We start from the raw sequence: 20,189 nt of genomic DNA, 5'->3' as shown, positions 1-20,189 counted from the left end.
CTTGGTTAAACGAAAAAACCCAACTTTAAGTTGGGTTTTTTAATAAATAAAAGAATATACTGTTCTAATTATTCAACATTACAGGCATTACAAGCATTGTAACTTGTTCACCTTCATCAAGACCATCTGTAGGCGTTAAAATACCTGCACGATTAGGTAAAGACATTTCAAGAGAAACATCATTTGCATTTAAGTTGTTAAGCATCTCTATTAAAAAACGAGAGTTAAAACCTATTTGCATATCATCACCTTGATAATCACAAGTCAAACGCTCTTCGGCCTTGTTGCTATAATCAATATCTTCAGCAGAGATATTCAATTCTGCTCCGGCGATTTTTAAACGTATTTGATGCGTGGTTTTATTTGAGAAAATAGAAACACGACGCACAGAATTCAAAAATTGATTTCTGTCTATAATAAGTTTGTTAGGATTCTCTTTTGGTATAACAGCTTCGTAATTAGGATATTTACCATCGATCAATCTGCAAAGTAGCTCAACGTTCTCAAAAGCAAATTTTGCATTAGAATCGTTATACTCAACTAAGATCTCACTGTCGCTGGTCGCTAAAATACTCTTTAAAAGATTTAAAGGTTTTTTAGGCATGATGAACTCAGCGGTTTGTGAAGCGGTAACATCTTCACGTGTATATTTTACAAGTTTATGAGCATCTGTAGCGACAAAGGTTAAACCGTCTGAAGCAAACTGAAAGAATACACCGCTCATTACTGGTCTTAAATCGTCATTACCGGTAGCAAATATGGTATTGCTAATAGCTGTTGCAAGAACATCAGACGGTATAGTAACAGCGCTAGGATCATCTAATTCTACAGCTTTAGGAAACTCTTCACCAGAAGCATAAGCAAGCGCATATTTACCATGGTTAGAGCTTATTTCTATAGTGTTGTTGTCTTCTGCTACAAAAGTTAATGGCTGCTCAGGAAATGTCTTTAACGTGTCAAGCAATAATTTTGCAGGCACTGCGATGCTACCAGAATCTTGAGATTCTACTTCAAGAGTTGAGATCATCGTGGTCTCAAGATCTGAAGCGGAAACCTTTAGCGAGTTGCCATCCAGTTCAAATAAAAAGTTGTCTAAAATGGGAAGTGTGTTGCTATTGTTAATAACACCACCTAACACTTGCAATTGCTTTAACAGGTAGGAACTCGATACAATAAACTTCATAAGAATTCACTATTTAAACGTTTTCGCGGAAGCAAAAACTATAGTATTGGATTTTTTGTTGATTTTCTAAATTTCAACTGCTTCTAGCAGTCCTACAAATATATCGTAATAGGGCTTTTTGCCGAAACAAACTTATTAACATAAATTAGGCATACCTGCGTCGCCTTAGATAATAGAAAATCGTACCAAACAGGGCTAAAATCGCCAGAGGAAGCCCTAACATCAAGGCTTGCCATGTACTACGTTCTTCCATGGTTTTTTGAGAGTCTAAAGCAGGTAGCGCGATATCTTTGCTACGTATGTTAATAAGACCGCTGTCATCGAGCAGATAATTGACGGTGTTGAGCAAAAATTCCTTATTTCCATATTGCTTAAACGTGTATTTATCAAAACCCAGTTCAAGAGGTCTGCCTTGTTTATCGAGTTCATTTTTTATAAGACCACCATCTGCAATAACAACCATTTTTGTGGGTTCTGCTGCGCTTTCGCGAAAGCGATAATTGTTAGTTTTAAGCGGTAATATCCTGTTTGTAAAAGCCGATTGAAAATTGCCTTCTAGCAAAACAGCCAGATTTTGAGAGCCTGCCGTATAATCTTCGGGTTTTGGTTCAAGATTTACCTGATCTAGTGAAATGGGAAGAGGAACACCATTGATCTTTGAAAGTTCTGAACTCTGCAACAGCACCGTTTTTTTAATATTGTTGCCCAATGTGTCGATCTGGTTTGCATATTCAAATCGTACGGGATTATCAATATTAGAATTTATTGGGTGATTCTCTTTACTCGTCACCAGCGGGTAATAAAACCAGGGCAGTTGTGAGTATTGCGAGTTGCTGCCGGCACCAGAAGCGAGCACAATGGGAGCGGTATATAGATCTTCTATAAGCACGGGATTTATGCGCAAGCCGTATTTAAAGAACATATCATTAAGATTAAGATCTCTGGGTACAGCGACCGCAGTACCGTTATTGCTGTAAAGACTGTCAGTTTCCATCGCGACCATATCAAGCAACCACAAACTTTTGCCGCCGCTCATTGTAAATTGATCCAGAGCATATTTTTCTACATCTGTAAAGGGTTTTACAGGTTTAGCTACTACTACGAGATCAAAACTCTGCAAGGCTTCTATAGTTTGTTCTGGTTTTTGTGCAATAGAATCTAGAGGGAATGGCGCAATGAAGTAACTTTCTCTCAAGGTGCTAAAGAAGTCTGCTATATACCTGTCTGGCAGTTCATCATTGCCTTTTAATACTGCGATACGTTTGCTTTTAGGATTTAATAATTTGTAGAGCGCATCAGAAAAAGCATATTCCAGATTTTGGGTAGAACGGCTAATGAGTTCATCAGGACTGGCGCCCAAAGCTTTTTTTAGGAGCGGTACTTTAATTGTTTTGCCTTGTGAAGAAACCAAAGCCCAGGGAAAAACAATTTGCTGGCTAACCTTTCCGTTATTTCTTACCTGTACCTGCTCGGGCCGCATACCACGTTGATTAAAATCCTGCGCAACTGCTTCTACAGATTTTTCTTCGGGCACGGGGTTTACAAAGGCAAATTTAATATTGGGATTAATAGCTGCATATTCTTCTAGTAATTGGCGAGTCTCTCCTTGTAATTTTCTAAAATCGGCAGGAATATCACCGGCTAAAAAAACATCAATAATCACCGATTTTTGAGCGCTGGAGGCGATTTTTTCTGAAGTTTCAGAAAGCGTGTAGCGACTATCCTGAGTAAGATCGAATCTCAAATTAAAAAGTCCGCTCACATAATTCACCACAAACAGCAGTATAATAACTACAATTACATTTCTTATGATATTTGGTTTTTTCAATATAGGATTATTCATCGTTTTACTTTCAATCTTAAGTGGGTGAGATAAAGAAAGAAAATGGTAATGCTGGCGAAATAGATTAGGTCTCGTGTGTCTATAACGCCTCTGCTAATGCTGTCAAAATGCTGTTTTAGGCTTAAAGTTGTAAATATTGAATTTCCCGTTTCGCCTAAAATGTTAAGATCAGCCAAAGCTTCAAAGCCAAAATAAAATACAAAACTTATAAAAATGGCTGTGATAAAAGCGACAATTTGATTTTCTGATAATGAAGAGGCAAATACACCTATCGCTGTATAAGCGGCTGCCAGAAATAATAAACCCAGATATGAGCCGGTTACAACGCCGCCATCAAAATTACCTACAGGATAGGCCAGTTGTGAGATGCCATAAACGTAAACAAGAGTAGGTATTAAAGCCAGAACTATCAGGATAATTGCTCCAGAGTATTTACCGGTTACAATTCCTGTTATAGAAATAGGTTTAGTAAGTAAAAGCTCTAAAGTTCCTAATCTTATCTCGTCGCTAAAACTGCGCATAGTAATGGCGGGGATAAGAAAGAGAAAAATCCACGGGACGAGTTGAAAGAACGGTGTAAGATCTGCGTAGCCGTAATCGAGTATATTATAATTCTCCGGAAAAACCCACAAAAACAGGCCAGAAATCGCCAAAAAAAGGCTAATTACCAGATAACCAATCGCAGAAGCAAAAAATGAATATATTTCTTTTTTAATGAGTGCCAGCACCTGATAAAGTTATGATAATAATTTGCTTTGTTGAACGCTCCAGGCTTCGGGTTTATTGCTAAAGAGCACTTTTGTTCTCGCCCAGGTTTCTTTAAAAAAGCTGCTGCTTCTGTATTTTTCTAATGCTGCGGTATTGTCCCAGTGGCTATAGGTAAAGAAGCGATTTTCTGTATAAATATCATGATATAATTCTACACTTTGGCAGCCTTCAAAGTTGACTATTTTATTTTGCACAGCAGAAAAAAGAGCCTGAAAATCTTCAATATGTTCTTTTTCAAATTCCATTTTTACGATCCGTACGAGCATTTTTTATAGGTTTTAACCCGATTTTTATGGTTATTTATTCAAAATTGATTGTTATGGTATCTCTGTAATCGAGCCCAAAAAGTGTTGCGGCGCTACCATGTGTGCTGGGGTTGCTTTTATAGATCGCAAGTTCTATATATCCTGAACTGTTAAAAACAGCAAGTTTTTTACCGTCTTCTTCTCTTTTGCTTTTCTCGACATTAAAATTGATAGAATCACTATAGCGATTATATATTTTAGTAAAGCTTGCCGTACGCGCGGTGATCTTAAAATCACGCCCTTTGCCTATGTCTTCAAAAAGTTTTTTAGTGATGTTTGTCACAACATTTCCATAGTTATCAACGTAGATCACATTGCCTATAATTTGCTTTTGATCGTTGTTGATAACGGGCATGATACCGGTAATGTCCCGTATTTCTTTTATGGGTTTACCTATAACGCCTAGCGTTCCGCCTCGAGCGATATGAGAAGCAACTTGTACAAAAACATCTAGTACTGTGAAGTTGGTAGTAATGCGGTTATGTATATTGATCTCTACCATTTCTTCTGGCAAGATCGTACGCGTGATCAATGAGACAATACCGTTGTTTGCACATATAAAATAATGGCCGTCAAGTTTTACAGCGATATGTTGATTTTCGGGATTTTGTTCAGAATCAATACCTATTATGTGAATAGTCCCGTCAGGAAAATTCTTGTATGCATTTTGAATTATGTAAGCCGCCTCAATTATATGAAAAGGAGATACGCTGTGAGAGATATCAACAATGCGCACATTATCCAGTTCACTATAAATAGCCCCTTTAACCGCGCCTGCAAAGTGATCTTTCAGTCCAAAATCAGTGGTTAAAGTAATAATAGGCATATGGGTTTTTGTTGATATTTTTAAAGGGGTTAGTAGTTAATTTTGTCTACATTTGTTAGGCACAAAACTAAAGATAATTAACTAGTTTCCTTATAAAATCTTCCTGCTTTTGAACGAACTTATTCTCGAACTTTCAGAAATTACTCCAAGGGAATTCTTTGGACAACGCAATGTAAATATTGAACTTTTAAAGAAGTATTTTCCAAAACTCAAGATCGTTGCACGTGGTAATAGTATAAAAGCCTACGGTGATGAAGATCTGCTTGAGGAATTTGATAAACGGCTCACGATGCTGCTTGATCATTTTGCAAAATACAATAAGCTGGACGAGAATGTGATAGAGCGCATACTTACAAGTGAAAGTAGAAAGGATTATGAGACTTCACCAGAAAGCGGTGAAGTTCTTGTGCACGGTGTGAGCGGTAAGCTTATAAAAGCACAAACTGCTAACCAACGTAAACTAGTAGATCTCGCTCGTAAGAATGATATGGTATTTGCCATAGGACCTGCGGGAACTGGTAAAACCTATACGGGAGTTGCTCTGGCTGTAAAAGCTTTAAAAGAGAAAGAGGTAAAGCGTATTATACTCACAAGACCAGCTGTAGAAGCAGGTGAGAATCTTGGTTTTTTACCTGGAGACTTAAAAGAGAAACTAGATCCTTACATGCAGCCGCTTTATGATGCTCTGCGCGATATGATTCCTCATGAAAAGCTGGAGAGTTTTATAGAAAAAGGTGTAATACAAATTGCACCAATGGCTTTTATGCGTGGTCGTACTCTTGATAATGCCTTTGTAATTCTTGATGAGGCACAAAATACCACACACGCCCAGATGAAGATGTTCTTAACCAGAATGGGTCGCAATGCTAAATTTTTAATCACAGGTGATCCCGGGCAAATAGATTTACCACGTCGCATAATAAGCGGTTTAAAAGAAGTCCTTTTGATACTAAAAGACGTTAAAGGTGTAGGTATGGTCTATCTTGATGATAAAGATGTGATTCGTCACCCGCTGGTAAAAGAAGTTATTGCAGCTTATAAGGATATTGAAAACCGAAATTAAAATTCATGAATACGATTACAGACACCAATTATAATTTTCCTGGTCAACAGGATATTTATAAAGGGAAAGTACGCGAAGTCTATAGCCTTGAGAATGATATTTTGGTTATGATTGCGACAGACAGATTGAGCGCTTTTGATGTGGTGATGCCAAAGGGAATCCCTTACAAAGGTCAAATTTTAAATCAGATCGCGACTAAAATGATGCGGGATACAGAAGATCTTGTTCCCAACTGGTTGCTGGCTACTCCAGATCCTAATGTTGCTGTGGGCGTAAAATGTGAGCCCTTTAAAGTAGAAATGGTAATACGCGGCTATATGTCTGGTCATGCAGCGCGTGAGTATAAAGCCGGTAAAAGAGAACTTTGCGGTGTTGCAATGCCAGAAGGGATGAAGGAGAATGATAAATTTCCTGAACCTATAATCACGCCCGCTACTAAAGCAGAAATGGGTGATCACGATGAAGATATTTCGCGTGAAGCGATAATTGAAAGAGGTATCGTTTCTGAAGAAGATTACACAATTCTAGAAGATTATACGCGCAAATTATTCGCCCGCGGAAGCGAAATATCGGCAAAAAGAGGGCTGATTTTGGTTGATACCAAATATGAGTTTGGTAAAACCAAAGAAGGCAAAATTGTGCTGATTGATGAAATTCACACTCCAGATTCTTCTCGTTATTTTTATGAAGAAGGTTATCAGGAACGTCAGGATAGAGGAGAGGCACAAAAGCAACTCTCTAAGGAGTTTGTAAGACAATGGCTTATCACTGAAGGTTTTCAGGGCAAAGAAGGTCAAAAGGTACCCCAAATGACAGATGACTATATAAAAAGTGTATCAGATCGCTACATAGAACTCTATGAAAATATTACGGGAGAAACTTTTGTGAAAGCCGATGTTGATAATATCGAAAAGCGCATAGAGCAGAATGTTTTAGCATATCTGGCTCAATAATATTTAATAAATTATAACGCAGAAACCGGAGATGGTGTAATACCTCTCCGGTTTTTTCTATTTTTAGGAATGCAAAAAATCGACTCATTTATTGCCGAAATCGCCTCTTTTGTATGGGGTTTGCCACTTCTAGTACTTTTGATAGGCGGCGGAACGTTTTTACTCATCTATTCCCGGTTTCTGCCTTTTAGATATCTGGGACACGCGTTAAATGTTCTACGCGGTAAATATGATGATCCTAATGATCCCGGTGAGATTAGTCATTTTCAGGCTTTGACTACCGCTTTATCTGCAACAGTGGGTATGGGCAATATTGCCGGAGTCGCCGTGGCAATTGCTGTTGGTGGCCCCGGAGCAGTTTTCTGGATGTGGATAAGCGCTTTAGTTGGTATGGCTACTAAATTTTTTACTTGTTCGCTAGCTATCATGTATCGCGGTAAAGACAGTGCAGGTGAGATACAGGGCGGTCCCATGTTTTTTATAACCGAAGGTCTGGGCAAAGCCTGGAAGCCTCTCGCCGTTTTCTTTAGCATTGCAGGTTTGGTGGGAGCTTTACCTGTTTTTAACGTAAATCAACTCACACAGGCCATTAATGATATTCTGCTTGCACCTAACGGAGTAGAAACGGGTTTTACAACAGATCTAATTATAGGGTTGATTCTGGCCGCAATAACATCTGTTGTGATATTAGGAGGATTAAACCGAATATCTCAAACAGCTTCCAAACTAGTTCCATCAATGGTGGTTCTTTATTTTCTGGCTGTGATGGTCGTTCTTTTTGTGAATGCTTCAGAAGTACCACATTATTTTGGTCTTATTTTTACCGATGCTTTTGCAGCGAAAAATTATACGGGTAGCCCCATGCTTGGTGGGGTCGTGGGCGGACTCATAATCTTAGGAATACGCAGAGGGGCATTTTCTAATGAAGCTGGTGTAGGTACAGCGCCTATGGCACATGGCGCCGCTAAAACTGCAGAACCTATACGAGAAGGTCTTGTTGCTATGCTGGGTCCATTTATTGACACAATTATTGTTTGCACTTTAACTGCTCTTACAATTTTAGTGACAGGCGTCTGGAAGACGAGTGATTCAAACGGTGTTACTCTTACCGCTACTGCTTTTGCAGATTCCATTCCCGGTATTGGTCCGTATGTATTATTAATATGTATCGCCGTTTTCAGTATTTCTTCTTTGTTTTCTTATTCTTACTATGGTACGAAGTGCTTGTCATTTCTTTTTGGAGCAAACAATAAACACATTTACAACTATTTTTATATCGCCAGTATATTAATAGGAGCGACCACATCTTTAAGTCTTATGATCAATTTGATCGATACATTTTTCGCACTTATGGCGATACCCACTATGATAGCTACAATCTGGATGGCACCACGAGTTATGAAGCGGGCAAAGGCCTATTTTAAGAACTTAGAGAGAAGTTAGAATAATATTATTTAAGCTTTCGCGAAATAAAATGAAGACGAAGTAAAAAAAGTAAATATAATTCTTCGGCGTTTTTTAAAAAGCGTTATATTTGCACCCGCAAAAAGGGTCGCGTAGCTCAGTTGGATAGAGCATCTGCCTTCTAAGCAGACGGTCACAGGTTCGAATCCTGTCGCGATCACTTCTTCAAATTAAAAGCCTCGCATTGCGAGGCTTTTTTTGTTTTATACTTTTAACTATTTTCTTTTATACAGGATATCAATACGTTCAAAAGATGTTAACTCGACTTCAAAAAGTCCTGTAAATTTTTGTTAGAGCCGTACAAGACGATAATATCACCTTCCATTAAGACTGAACTTGCAGAAGCTACGCCCTGTGCTTGTTTAATGACTTGTGTGTGACCTATCGCACTCTCACGCTCTACATTGCGAAGAATAGTTAGTACCAGAAGATTAAATTTTTCGCGAAGCGGAATCTCGCCCAGCGTTCTGTTTATATATCTCTTTGGGACACCGGTTTCTATAATGCTAAAATCTTCGGTAAGTTCAAAAGAATCTACCACACCGCTCATACATAGCTTTTTTGCCCATCTTTCCGCAGTTTCCTGTTCTGGGCGAGCGATATCATCTACGCCAATCGCCATAAGTACTTTCTCGTGCAACGGATTTATTGACCGACTTATAAGTCGCTTTACTTTCAGGTTTTTGAAAAGAGCCGTAACCATAACATTAGTTCCCTGATCTTCACCTATAGCAACAATTACTACATCAGTATCTTTTAATGGTAATCCGGAAACCGTAGATTCATCTGTCGCATCAAGTTGAATCGTGTGAGAGATGTTTTCTTTAAAAGCTTCCACTTTATTGATATCAGTATCGATACCAATTACTTCGTTTCCACGCAGTGTGAGTTTGGCAGCGATAGAAGCCCCAAAATTCCCTAATCCTATAACGATAAATTTCATAGCCTTTAGTTAATAGTTATCTCTTCGGTAGGATAACGGTAGTTTTTATGTTTTACTTTTTTGAAAATGGCAATTAAAATAGTGAGCATATTAACCCGACCAATAAACATGATCATGATGATTATGAATTTACTGGAAGAACTCAACGAATTGGTAATACCAACGCTTAGCCCCACGGTGCTATAAGCCGAAAAACACTCAAAAGCAATGCTAATTAAGGTTTTGTCTTTGTCAAATGCAGAAATGAAAATAATTCCCGTACCAATAACCATTAAGGATAAAGAAATAATGGCAAAAGCACGGCGTATAGAAATATCTGCGATCTCGCGTCTAAAGAGTTCGATCTTCGATTTTCCTTTGGCCAGACTTATAAAATTCATCGTTGCAATTGCAAAAGTACTGGTCTTAATACCACCACCGGTAGAAGCAGGAGAGGCGCCAATCCACATAAGTAGAAAGATCATCATTATGGTAGAGAAATGCAGCGCGCCCATATCTATTGTATTAAAACCGGCTGTACGTGGCGTAGCTGCGCCAAAGAGTGCTGTTATAAATTTCCCTATTCCATGGTGGGCGGCAAGCGTATTGTTATACTCATTACAATAGAAAAATATTGTTCCTACCGCTGTAAGCGAAAAAGTGGTTATAAGTGTAATACGACTATTTAAGTGCAGAACCCAGGGTCTATAAGCGCGCGTCTCGTGCAGCGCTTTTGAAAATTTATTTATTAAATAATATTTCAGGTAAGTTAAGACGTTCACAATAATGGGAAATCCTAAGCCTCCTAAAACGAATAGAAATATAATTATGATCTGTAAACCATAGTTAAACTGAAAATCAGATTCATATAGATTGTTTGATAAAGTAGAAAAACCAGCGTTACAAAAAGCTGATATTGAGTGAAAAACCGCAAAATAACTTCTTTCCACGAAAGTGGGAAAATCTTTAGGATTGAGGTTGAAATAAATAAAAATAGCTCCTAAAAGTTCTATCGCGAAAGTGATTACAATAATGATCTTCAATGTTTTAAAAACATCTCCAATTTTTTTAGAATTGGTCATGTCACTTAAAACCAGCTGATTTTCATAAGTAGAACCTCCTTTAAAGAAATAGCTAAAATAACTGGCAAAAGTCAATATTCCCAAACCACCTAATTGAATTAAAATGATAATAATGGTCTGGCCAAAGGTGGTAAAATAAGTAGCCGTGTCGACTACTATAAGTCCTGTAACACATACCGCGCTGGTAGAGGTGAATAACGCATCAAGAAAGGAAATACCTTCATAAGTTGCTTTAGGAAGCATTAATAAAATAGCTCCCAGAATAATTATTGCCAGAAAGCTGCTAATGAATAGCTGTGCAGGGTTAAGCAGCGTACGTTTGTAATTGAGGTTTTGCTCTGCAAACTCTCTTATAAAGGTTAGTAAGATGACATACTTTACCCAATTATCATCATAGAAGAATGAGAGTTGCTGGTGCGCTTCATGCGAAAAGAAATGAATGAGTACAACGTACAGCGTAAGCAGCACACTTACAGCATCAAACGCGATAACCTTAAAACGTATCTGTTTGCGCAGGAGAATGTAACGCACGGCTGTGGTAGCGATTCCTAATGCGAGAACAAGGAAGTAAAAACCGTTGATTAGTTTTTGCACTCCGTTAGAATGACTAAAACCAAAGTCAAATACAAGTACAAAAACGCCAGTTAGACTCAATAAAAAAGCAGCCCGAAATAATATCTTTAGAGAAGATTTTTGAAAAAGTTTGTCCAGCATTTTATTAGAGTCGCAAAGGCGGCAAAGTTAACAAAATAATATATGAAAGAGCCTTAAGTACCTAGCTTGAAATGTAGAAAAATAACTGCGTTTTTCACCCGGTTTTAACCGATTTCACCCCTTTTTAACCTACTTTTCTAAAAGCGGGTTTATCACTTCCCACACGTTTTCTGCCACAATTTTATGTCCCTCAACAGTTGGGTGAATACCATCTGCCTGGTTTAAAGATGGAATTCCGGCGACATTTTCAAGTAAAAACGGAATTAAAAAAACGTCATTTTTAGCTGCTAAATCGGGAAAAATCTGCTTAAAATCGGTGGTATATTCCTGACCCATATTTGGTGGAATTTGCATTCCTGCCAGGACAATTTTTGTTTCAGGATCTTTATTTCGCACCGTATCAATGATTGCCTGCAGGTTTGTGCGGGTTTCGTCTAGCGGAATCCCGCGTAAGCCGTCATTCGCTCCTAATTCTAATATAAAAATATCTACGTTTTGTTTCAGAACCCAGCTAATTCTGTTTTTACCACTGGCAGTGGTCTCGCCACTTAACCCGGCGTTTACCACATTGTAGTCATAGCCCAGCGAATCCAGTTTTGCCTGCAAAACAGCAGAAAAAGCATCGTTAGGATCAAGTCCGTAGCCCGCTGTAAGGCTATCGCCAAAAACAAGGATAGTATTAGAATTATTGGTTTTCTCCGGTTCGGTGGTGCTTTCAGTATTCTGTAGCTCCTCATCATTATTCGCATCTTTAGGTTTGTCACCACATGAAATAAAAATGCTTAAAATTAAAAAAGTGAAGTATATATAAAAGGTTCTCATAGCTGGTGTCTTAAAATCAAAATCAATTCTTTAAATTGACTGTTTTTGAAAAAGAATTAATAGTTGTAAGATGGCAAAAATATTAAACGTTCACAACCTAATAAAAAGCTATTCCAGCGGGTCTAAGAATTTGCGGGTACTTGACGATATTTCATTTTTTGTAGAAGAGGGTGAGACCTTTTCTATCGTGGGCCCTTCGGGCAGTGGTAAAACTACTTTATTAGGTCTTTGTGCCGGTTTAGATCATCTGGATTCTGGTAGTATTGAGTTGTGCGGCACTTCATTAGATTCGCTGAGCGAAGATGAACGCGCGCTTTTGCGAAATGAAAATGTGGGATTTGTTTTTCAGGATTTTCAATTACTGCCTACACTTACAGCAATTGAGAATGTGGCGGTTCCGTTAGAATTACAAGGCGCTAAGAATGCTGAAAAAACCAGTAAAGAACTTCTGGAGAAAGTGGGTCTGGGCAGTCGTTTTGATCATTATCCCTCACAGCTTTCTGGTGGCGAGCAACAACGAGTGGCGCTGGCACGCGCATTTTCTACTCAACCTAAGATCCTTTTTGCAGATGAGCCTACGGGAAATCTGGATTCAGAAACCGGTGAAACCATAATCAAACTTCTTTTTGATCTTAATAAAGACGCCGGGACGACGTTGGTAATTATAACGCATGATCTTGAGCTTGCAGAAAAAACAAATAAAATCTTACGCCTTAAAGGCGGAAAAATATTAAGTGAAAACAGCGCTGTACTTTGAGCATGAATACAAAAAGATCTCATCCCGGCCTGCAATGGCTGTTGAAAATGGCTTGGCGCGACGGAAGAGCAAGCGGCAGTAAGTTGTTGCTTTTTATGGCTTCTATAGTTTTGGGAATTGCGGCGGTAGTTTCTATTACTTCCTTTGGCGACACTTTAAAAGATAATATTGCTCTGCAGTCTAAATCGCTAATGGGCGCCGATTTTATTATTGATTCCGGTAATCCTCCTAATGAGGTTGTAAGCAAAATTATAGATTCTTTGGGTGGCGCTAATGCGAAAGAAATATCTTTCGCCTCAATGGCGGCTTTTTCGCATAGTGATGCCACAAAACTGGTTCAGGTACGCGGTATTGAAGGTGGCTTTCCGTTATACGGCGATCTGGAAACCGAACCTATATCTGCAGCTGCTAATTATCAAAATCAAAATGAAGCGCTTGTAGATGCAACCGTAATGCTTCAGTTAGGTTTAAAAGTGGGCGATAGTATAAAGGTGGGTAATGTAACGCTTCCCGTTGCCGGGGCTTTAAAATCTGTTCCCGGAAGCATGGCTATTTTTAGTTCTGTAGCCCCGCCGGTTCTTATTCCTTATAAATACATTGCAGAAAGTGGACTTGTACAAACCGGAAGCCGCATAGATTATAAATTTTATTTTCTGGCTCCACCCGGTACAGATTTTGAAAAATTAGATCAGGATCTTGATCCTCGCCTTGATGCACAGGAAGCAGATCTTGATACGCATGTTTCTACCAGCGAGAGAATGGGGCGCAGGTATGACAACTTTGGTAAATTTTTAAATCTGGTTGCTTTTGTAGCTTTATTGCTGGGTTGTGTAGGTATCGCAAGTGCGATAAGTATCTATATTAAAGGAAAGTTGCGCGCAGTGGCTGTGCTTAAATGTCTGGGAGCAAGCCGTAGACAAACGTTTCTTATTTTTCTTATTCAGATAGGAGTGATGGGTCTGTTGGGTGGCGCGGTAGGAACAGCAATAGGTTTGTTCTTACAGCAATTTTTCCCAATAATTCTGGAAGGTTTTCTGCCGGTTGATGTCGAAATTACAATTTCGCTGCAATCTATATTAATGGGACTTTCACTGGGCGTTTTTATGTCTGTTTTGTTCGCTTTATCGCCTTTAATGGCTACTTTATACGTCTCGCCTTTGCAGGCTTTACGCGTAAATGATGATAATTCTAATAAACCAAAATGGGCAACTCTTCTGGTGTGGGGCGCAATTTTACTTTTCATTTTCATATTCTCATTCTGGATTTTAAAAGACTGGCGGTATTCGTTTGCATTTGTTGCTGGTATTGTAATTACTTTTTCAATTCTCGCAGCAGTTGCCGGCTTATTCATCAAACTGATAAAAAAATACTTTCCGCGTTCATGGAGTTTTACTGGCAGGCAGAGTCTGTTGAATTTATTCAGACCTCAAAATCAAACTTTGATATTGATCCTGGCAATTGGTATTGGGACATTCCTGATAAGTACACTATATTTTACAAAAGACCTTTTGCTTTCGCAGGCATCTTTAGAATCAAACAGAGATAGCCCAAATATAATTTTGCTTGATATACAGAGTGAGCAAACAGAAAATGTGGCTAAAACCATAGAAGAAAATAATTTACGTGTGTTGAGTAAAGTGCCAATTGTTACCATGCGTGTTGAAAGCTTAAATGGTAAAAGTGTAAATGAGATTCGCAAAGACACCGCTTCACAAGTAAATGGGTGGATTCTTAATCATGAATTTAGAGTGACTTACAGAGATTCTCTCATTGCTTCAGAAGAGCTTGCTGCGGGTGATTTTGTGACTCAGGTGAATACGGCAGATCCTGTACCTATTTCGGTAAGTGATAATTTTGCTAATGATGCAAAAGTAGAAGTGGGCGATTTGGTTAATTTTAATGTTCAGGGTGTTTTATTAAACACAGTTGTAGGCAGTATTAGAACGGTTGACTGGAGCAGGATGCAAATGAACTTTTCTATAGTTTTTCCTAAAGGTGTTCTGGAAGATGCGCCGCAATTTGGTGTAATTACAACTAATGCGCCAGATGAAAGTGCTTCTGCCGCACTTCAGCAGAAAATAGTAAAGCGATTTCCTAATATTTCAATTCTTGATTTACGCCAAATATTAACGGTTATTGAGAACATTCTTGACAAGATCTCGTGGGTGATAAATTTCATGGCTTTCTTTAGCATCCTCACCGGAATTATCGTTTTAATAGGCGCCGTACGTACGAGTAAATATCAACGAATTAAAGAGAGCGTACTTTTAAGAACATTGGGAGCCAGAAGCAACCAGATCTTAAAAATATTGGCTTTAGAATATGTCTATCTGGGAATTTTAGGAGCACTTACAGGAATAATTCTCTCTTTGATCAGTAGCCAGTTACTAGCTTATCTGGTTTTTGATACTGTTTTTGTGCCATCCCTGTTTCCTTTTCTGGTCTTATTCCCAGCTATTACTTTACTCGTGGTGATAATAGGTTTAAGCAATAGTGCCAGTGTAATTAAAAGTCCGCCGTTGCAGGTTTTACGTAAAGAGGCGAGGTAACAGGTAATACTTTTTTGGGAAAGACGTTCTTTTACTCTTAAAACTCATTTGTAAAAGCTAATTAAAGAAAGAGCGAGATTTACAGCTGTTAAGCATACTACAATTAATAATATGAAAATTTTAATAGCCGAAGACGAGCGCGAACTTCAACAATCTATCGGCACATATTTACAGCGGGATGGCAATGTTTGCGAGATAGCTTCAGATTATGATGATGCCGCCTATAAGCTTGATCTATACGATTATGATCTGGTGATACTTGATGTGAATCTTGTAACCGGAAGCGGTATTGATCTGCTGAAGAAATTGAAAAAAGCCAAAAGTGAGGCAGGAGTTATCATTATTTCGGCAAATAACTCACTTGATGATAAGCTGGAAGGTCTTGATCTTGGTGCAGATGATTATATTACCAAACCCTTTCATCTTGCAGAACTTAATTCTCGGATAAAAGCGGTTCTTCGTAGAGGAAAATTTGGTGGCGATGAGACTATTTCGTTTAACGAAATTAAAATTGACACAAAATCCCGCACTGCATATATTGATAATAAAGCGATGAATCTTACTAGAAAAGAGTACGATCTGCTTTTATTTTTTATTACAAACCAGGGGCGCGTACTTTCTAAAGAGATCATCGCAGAACACCTTTGGGGAGACAGCAGCGATCTTCTTGATAGTTTTGATTTTATCTATGTGCACATAAATAATTTGAGGAAAAAGCTAACTTCCGCTGGTGCGAAATATATTAAAACAGCCTACGGCAGCGGCTACAAGTTTATAGCAGATTAGATTGAAGAAACAGAAAAAAACAACTTTACTTAGAAAGACCTCAAAGGCTTTTATACTCATCAGTTCTTTATTGATGGTGATTAGTATAGTGATCCTGTATTTTTACATACGGCACATTATGCAATATGAGGTAGAAGAGGAGTTGTACTCGCGTCGCTATCGCCTTGAACATTATCTGGAGAAGAACGAGGCATTGATAGAGCTTCCACCGGTTTTTGAAATTCACAAAGTACAGGAGTTAAGAACAGAAACTCTAAAAGACACCTTGATCTACGATCCTTCTCAGGATGAGATAGAACTCTTTCGTGAATTAACATCGTATATGCACGTTAGTGGCGGCAACTATCAGATCATTGTGCGCAGCATGGTGGTAGAAAGTGAAGATATAATTCTCGTTATCTTTTTGTCGTTTTTTGTTATCATTTTGCTCATTTTTTGCATTCAGTTTTATTTTAGTCAGGCATGGAACAAGATTTTATGGAAGCCTTTTTTTAATAATCTGGAGCAGATGAAAACCTTCTCTATTAAATCTGAAGAACCGCTGCAACTAGAAGAAAGCGAGATTCTTGAGTTTAGCGATCTTAAAGATGAGATCACAGCATTGACAGATAAAGTAGCTGCAGATTACAATAATCTGAAGCAGTTTACAGAAGACGTTTCGCATGAACTGCAAACTCCGCTGGCTATAATGCAGGCTAAAATCGAAAATTTACTCAACGATATTCGTATAACAGATAATCAATTTGCCCAGTTTTCTTCGTTGCAAAAAGATATTCAACGGCTCGCCCAGCTCAATAAAAAAATGGTGCTGCTCACAAAACTCGAGAATCAACAGTTTAAGCGTACTGTGACAATTGATTTTAATGAAATGGTGCGAGAAACCCTTGAGAATTTTAAAGGACTCACATCTATACCCATCATTTTTACAGAAGAAACCGATATTAGTTTGCAGGCAGATCGCGAACTCCTGCAAATTCTTTGCAATAACTTAATCTCTAACGCTATAAAATATTGTTCTGCTGAAGGAAAAATCGGTGTGGAGATCAAAAAATCGGGCTTTATAGTGCAAAATTCGGGAGAGAATAAGTTGAAAAATACCGAGAAACTTTTTACCAGATTTTATCGAGAGAACAGCAATTTAAAATCAAGTACAGGACTTGGTTTAGCAATTGTAAAGAAGATTTGCGATGAATATAATTACAAAATCACCTACGATTTTGAAAACGGCAAACATCTTTTTCGCGTAAGCTTTAATCAATAGAGACAACCGGTTTTTGACTTTAGCTTGGCTATATTTCATAAATCTGGTGAAATATGAAAACTGAAGATATTGAGAATGATTAAAACGGGGAGATTTAAAATTTACTTTAAATTTCATTTAGATTTTATTTCTAGTTTCGCAAACTAAATCGCGATTTTGAAGTTTAAATTTTATCTAGGCTTACTGTTTTTATTTGTCATATTAAACATTGGTCAAGGCAGTTGGGGTCTTACAGAAAGTAGTGAGGCTCGCTATGCAGAAATAGGGCGGGAGATGGTAATTTCTGGTGATTATCTGCACCCACAGCTGCTGGGTATTTCGCATTATCACAAACCGCCGGTTACTTATTATCTAACCGCTTTAGGATATCAAATTTTTGGTGTTAATGAATTTGGGGCTCGGTTTTTTCTAAGTGTGGCTCTGATCATTCAGTTATTACTGGTTTTTAAAATTGCACTACTACTTTTTAAAGAAGAAAAAATTGCCCTCTGGTCTGCAGTAATTTATCTCTCCTTTCCGGTAGTTCTTATTGCGACGCGCAATCTAACGACAGATGCTTATCTCACTACTTTTATTGTTACGGCTATATTTTTATGGCTTAAGCGAAAAAATGAAAGAGGACTTATTTATCTATATGGCTTTTATGCGGCACTTGGTTTAGCGTTTTTAACTAAAGGCCCCGTTGTTTTGCTACCTGTTTTAACCTTTATAGCTGTATGGAAGTTTATTAATAAAGAACGCTTGCGTGTTACTATTCATTCCGTTTTAGGAGTGTTTTTAATGCTGGCGATCTCTGCTTCCTGGTTTATTGCGGTAGTTGTAGATCATCCCAATTTATGGGATTATTTTATTATTGAACAAATTGTAAACAGAAGCTTCAATGCGCAGAGCTTTCACAGAGATAAGCCATTTTGGTATTATTTGCTTTTTGCCCCTTTGGTAGGTTTGCCGTGGTTTGGTTTTATTATTACCTACTTTTTTAAAAACCGAAAACACATTAAAAATATTGATAAGCATGTCTTTATTCTGGCAATAACTGTTGGGGTTTTACTTCTCGTATTTTCACTGTTTTCATCTAAGCTTATACTGTATATCCTGCCTGTTTATCCATTTTTAGCTTTGCTTGGTGGGTATTTAGCTGTTGGTATTTCGCAAAAGCGAGCTACAATTTATAACAAGATCTATCTGGGTTTCTATGCTCTATTGGTAATTGCATTATTGATTCTCATCTTCTATGAAAAATTAAATGTAAATATTCCATTAGCGGTTATTCTAATTCTGTTTTTGATAGGTTTTAGCCTGTTTTTATATAGAAAAAAGGAGGTTTTTGTAAATCAGAAATTAATGGGTTTAACCCTGTGTTTCACTGTGGGACTTCTATTTGTCTATACACTTTTTAGCAGTGCAAATGCAGATATGATCAATTCGGTTAAAGATCTTATGGCGAGAGTTGAGACGTTAGATAAAGACAACACAGCAAATATCATCGTTTACGATAACAGATTACCTTCGGCGTCTTTTTATCTTGACAAAAAAATAATCACTATTGCTAACGGAAATTACAGAGCAAAACGGGAAACCGAATTTGAGCAGGATACACTTTACAAAAAATATTATTATGATCTGCAAAAGCCTGAAGATCTTCACAGAGCAGAGGCGTTAATGCGAGGTCATAAGAATATTTTAATTGCACATGATAACGATACAATACCAGATTCTCTGCACTTTATGCTAAGAAATTTCAGGAATAAAGAGGATGCTGGCAAATGGTTAATCTATTATTAGGTTTTAGAATTACTTCTGGCGCAAAATCTTATTTTCAGATTTTTAAACAAATATCTTTTGTTTGCTTGTGTGATTTTTTCAGCTTCCGCGAAAGCGTAAACAATTCAGAATAACTATACAGCAATTATGAAGGGAATCACCTTTTAGGATTTACATATAGATTTTAAGATGGAAGAATTTGGTTACCTTTAAACAAACAAAATTTTGTTTATGGACGAACCTCTTACGTTGCGTGACAAGCTGGCGATTGACAGAACACGATTGGCTAATGAGCGTACGTTTCTGGCTTATTTTCGCACATTTATCGTGTTTTTAAGTTCGGGGCTTGCGATCATAAAACTGGATATGTTTCAACAAATAAAAAGTATTGGTCTTGCCCTTACAGTTATTGCGCCCATTTTATTAATCACCGGCTTTGTGAGGTTTTATTATGTGAAAAAACACATCAAAAAGCTATATCTGGATGCAGATCTAAATGCAGAAAAACCCGCTTAATTATATTAAAAATCCGCCTAAATTGAGGTAAAATCGACTTAAACGGACCAGAAATTTGCTGGGTTAAATTCACTAAAGTGTGAAATATCGATCATTTGTATTAATTTTGCATGAAGTGAAAAAGTCTTTCCATAAAATAATATCGCTTACAATGGCACTTCTTGTGTTGTTCTCTACTATGTCTTTTAGTATGAACATGCATTATTGTGGCGACAAATTGGTTGACTTTAAAATCATGAAAGAAGCCGTTTCTTGCGGGATGGATTTACAGCAAACCCCAAACAACTGCGAGAACACGATAACCACAAAATCCTGCTGTAGCGATAAAACGGTTGTGGTAAAAGGCCATGATGATTTAAAATCTTCTTTTGATTCACTTTCACTGGAGCACCAGACTTTTGTAGCTGCTTTCGTTTACACGTATGTGAACCTTTTTGAAGGGCTTGATGAGCAGATAATTCCTTTTAAAGATTACTCGCCGCCCGTCCTCATAAAAGACATACAGCTGCTAGACCAGACTTTCCTTATTTGATTTTTTAAACATGTTTAATAGAACCCGGCATTCTTGTGCCCGGGCATTCTCGTTGTCTTTTTTGATAACTATTTCACAT

The 20,189-nt window shown here is 37.8% G+C and carries 18 protein-coding genes and 1 tRNA gene; 11 read left to right on the top strand and 8 right to left on the bottom strand.

Annotated elements, in window-relative coordinates:
- Positions 1-64: 64 nt before the first annotated feature.
- The 5 genes from dnaN to ACH3O9_RS17710 all read right to left on the bottom strand — a co-directional run bounded on the left by dnaN (position 65) and on the right by ACH3O9_RS17710 (position 4,925).
- Complete coding sequence (gene dnaN / locus ACH3O9_RS17730) at positions 65-1,183, bottom strand: DNA polymerase III subunit beta (RefSeq protein WP_416442665.1); 1,119 nt, start codon at positions 1,181-1,183, stop codon at positions 65-67.
- 145 nt (positions 1,184-1,328) lie between these two features.
- Complete coding sequence (gene gldG / locus ACH3O9_RS17725; protein ID WP_416442663.1) at positions 1,329-3,026, bottom strand: gliding motility-associated ABC transporter substrate-binding protein GldG; 1,698 nt, start codon at positions 3,024-3,026, stop codon at positions 1,329-1,331.
- The gene (gene gldF / locus ACH3O9_RS17720; protein ID WP_416442661.1) at positions 3,023-3,754 is read right to left on the bottom strand and encodes a gliding motility-associated ABC transporter permease subunit GldF; all 732 of its coding nucleotides are present in this window, start codon (positions 3,752-3,754) and stop codon (positions 3,023-3,025) included. The genes gldG and gldF overlap by 4 nt, the downstream gene beginning before the upstream one ends.
- Before the next feature lie 9 nt (positions 3,755-3,763).
- Positions 3,764-4,060 carry a putative quinol monooxygenase gene (locus tag ACH3O9_RS17715; RefSeq protein ID WP_416442659.1) on the bottom strand — a complete coding sequence of 99 codons (297 nt, stop codon included), beginning with the start codon at positions 4,058-4,060 and terminating at the stop codon, positions 3,764-3,766.
- Positions 4,061-4,094: 34 nt separating this feature from the next.
- Complete coding sequence (locus tag ACH3O9_RS17710; protein WP_416442657.1) at positions 4,095-4,925, bottom strand: SAM hydrolase/SAM-dependent halogenase family protein; 831 nt, start codon at positions 4,923-4,925, stop codon at positions 4,095-4,097.
- A gap of 109 nt (positions 4,926-5,034) precedes the next feature.
- Here ACH3O9_RS17710 and ACH3O9_RS17705 point away from each other — a divergent pair, with 109 nt between their 5' ends.
- From ACH3O9_RS17705 to ACH3O9_RS17690, 4 genes are all read left to right on the top strand, one after another.
- Complete coding sequence (locus ACH3O9_RS17705) at positions 5,035-5,988, top strand: PhoH family protein (protein ID WP_416442655.1); 954 nt, start codon at positions 5,035-5,037, stop codon at positions 5,986-5,988.
- 5 nt (positions 5,989-5,993) lie between these two features.
- Positions 5,994-6,941, top strand: coding sequence for a phosphoribosylaminoimidazolesuccinocarboxamide synthase (locus ACH3O9_RS17700; RefSeq protein WP_416442653.1), 948 nt, complete (start codon positions 5,994-5,996; stop codon positions 6,939-6,941).
- 69 nt (positions 6,942-7,010) lie between these two features.
- The gene (locus tag ACH3O9_RS17695) at positions 7,011-8,384 is read left to right on the top strand and encodes an alanine/glycine:cation symporter family protein (RefSeq protein WP_416442651.1); all 1,374 of its coding nucleotides are present in this window, start codon (positions 7,011-7,013) and stop codon (positions 8,382-8,384) included.
- A gap of 107 nt (positions 8,385-8,491) precedes the next feature.
- A tRNA-Arg gene (locus ACH3O9_RS17690) sits at positions 8,492-8,565 on the top strand.
- 96 nt (positions 8,566-8,661) lie between these two features.
- On the opposite strand, the gene ACH3O9_RS17685 is transcribed toward ACH3O9_RS17690, so the two are convergent.
- The 3 genes from ACH3O9_RS17685 to ACH3O9_RS17675 form a co-directional block, all read right to left on the bottom strand.
- Positions 8,662-9,348: a potassium channel family protein gene (locus tag ACH3O9_RS17685; RefSeq protein WP_416442649.1), complete on the bottom strand. Its 687-nt coding sequence runs from the start codon at positions 9,346-9,348 to the stop codon at positions 8,662-8,664.
- Between the two features lie 5 nt (positions 9,349-9,353).
- Entirely contained in the window at positions 9,354-11,123 is a 1,770-nt protein-coding gene (locus ACH3O9_RS17680; RefSeq protein ID WP_416442647.1) for a TrkH family potassium uptake protein, read from the bottom strand.
- A 129-nt stretch (positions 11,124-11,252) separates the two neighbouring features.
- Complete coding sequence (locus ACH3O9_RS17675) at positions 11,253-11,945, bottom strand: arylesterase (RefSeq protein ID WP_416442645.1); 693 nt, start codon at positions 11,943-11,945, stop codon at positions 11,253-11,255.
- Between the two features lie 70 nt (positions 11,946-12,015).
- Between ACH3O9_RS17675 and ACH3O9_RS17670 the strand changes: the two genes are divergently transcribed.
- The 7 genes from ACH3O9_RS17670 to ACH3O9_RS17640 all read left to right on the top strand — a co-directional run bounded on the left by ACH3O9_RS17670 (position 12,016) and on the right by ACH3O9_RS17640 (position 20,110).
- Positions 12,016-12,702 carry an ABC transporter ATP-binding protein gene (locus ACH3O9_RS17670; protein WP_416442643.1) on the top strand — a complete coding sequence of 229 codons (687 nt, stop codon included), beginning with the start codon at positions 12,016-12,018 and terminating at the stop codon, positions 12,700-12,702.
- A 2-nt stretch (positions 12,703-12,704) separates the two neighbouring features.
- Positions 12,705-15,251, top strand: a complete 2,547-nt coding sequence (locus ACH3O9_RS17665) for an ABC transporter permease (protein WP_416442641.1) — start codon at positions 12,705-12,707, stop codon at positions 15,249-15,251.
- A 111-nt stretch (positions 15,252-15,362) separates the two neighbouring features.
- Positions 15,363-16,037, top strand: coding sequence for a response regulator transcription factor (locus tag ACH3O9_RS17660; protein WP_416442639.1), 675 nt, complete (start codon positions 15,363-15,365; stop codon positions 16,035-16,037).
- Position 16,038: 1 nt separating this feature from the next.
- The gene (locus ACH3O9_RS17655) at positions 16,039-17,298 is read left to right on the top strand and encodes a sensor histidine kinase (protein WP_416442637.1); all 1,260 of its coding nucleotides are present in this window, start codon (positions 16,039-16,041) and stop codon (positions 17,296-17,298) included.
- A gap of 156 nt (positions 17,299-17,454) precedes the next feature.
- Positions 17,455-19,083, top strand: a complete 1,629-nt coding sequence (locus ACH3O9_RS17650; protein ID WP_416442635.1) for an ArnT family glycosyltransferase — start codon at positions 17,455-17,457, stop codon at positions 19,081-19,083.
- Between the two features lie 210 nt (positions 19,084-19,293).
- Positions 19,294-19,578: a DUF202 domain-containing protein gene (locus ACH3O9_RS17645; protein ID WP_416442633.1), complete on the top strand. Its 285-nt coding sequence runs from the start codon at positions 19,294-19,296 to the stop codon at positions 19,576-19,578.
- Between the two features lie 115 nt (positions 19,579-19,693).
- Positions 19,694-20,110, top strand: a complete 417-nt coding sequence (locus ACH3O9_RS17640; RefSeq protein WP_416442631.1) for an HYC_CC_PP family protein — start codon at positions 19,694-19,696, stop codon at positions 20,108-20,110.
- Positions 20,111-20,189: the final 79 nt, after the last annotated feature.

The organism is Leeuwenhoekiella sp. A16 (assembly GCF_047946675.1).
Lineage (GTDB): Bacteria > Bacteroidota > Bacteroidia > Flavobacteriales > Flavobacteriaceae > Leeuwenhoekiella.
Note: the sequence above shows the minus strand (reverse complement) of the source record. Positions and strands in the feature narration are given on the sequence as shown.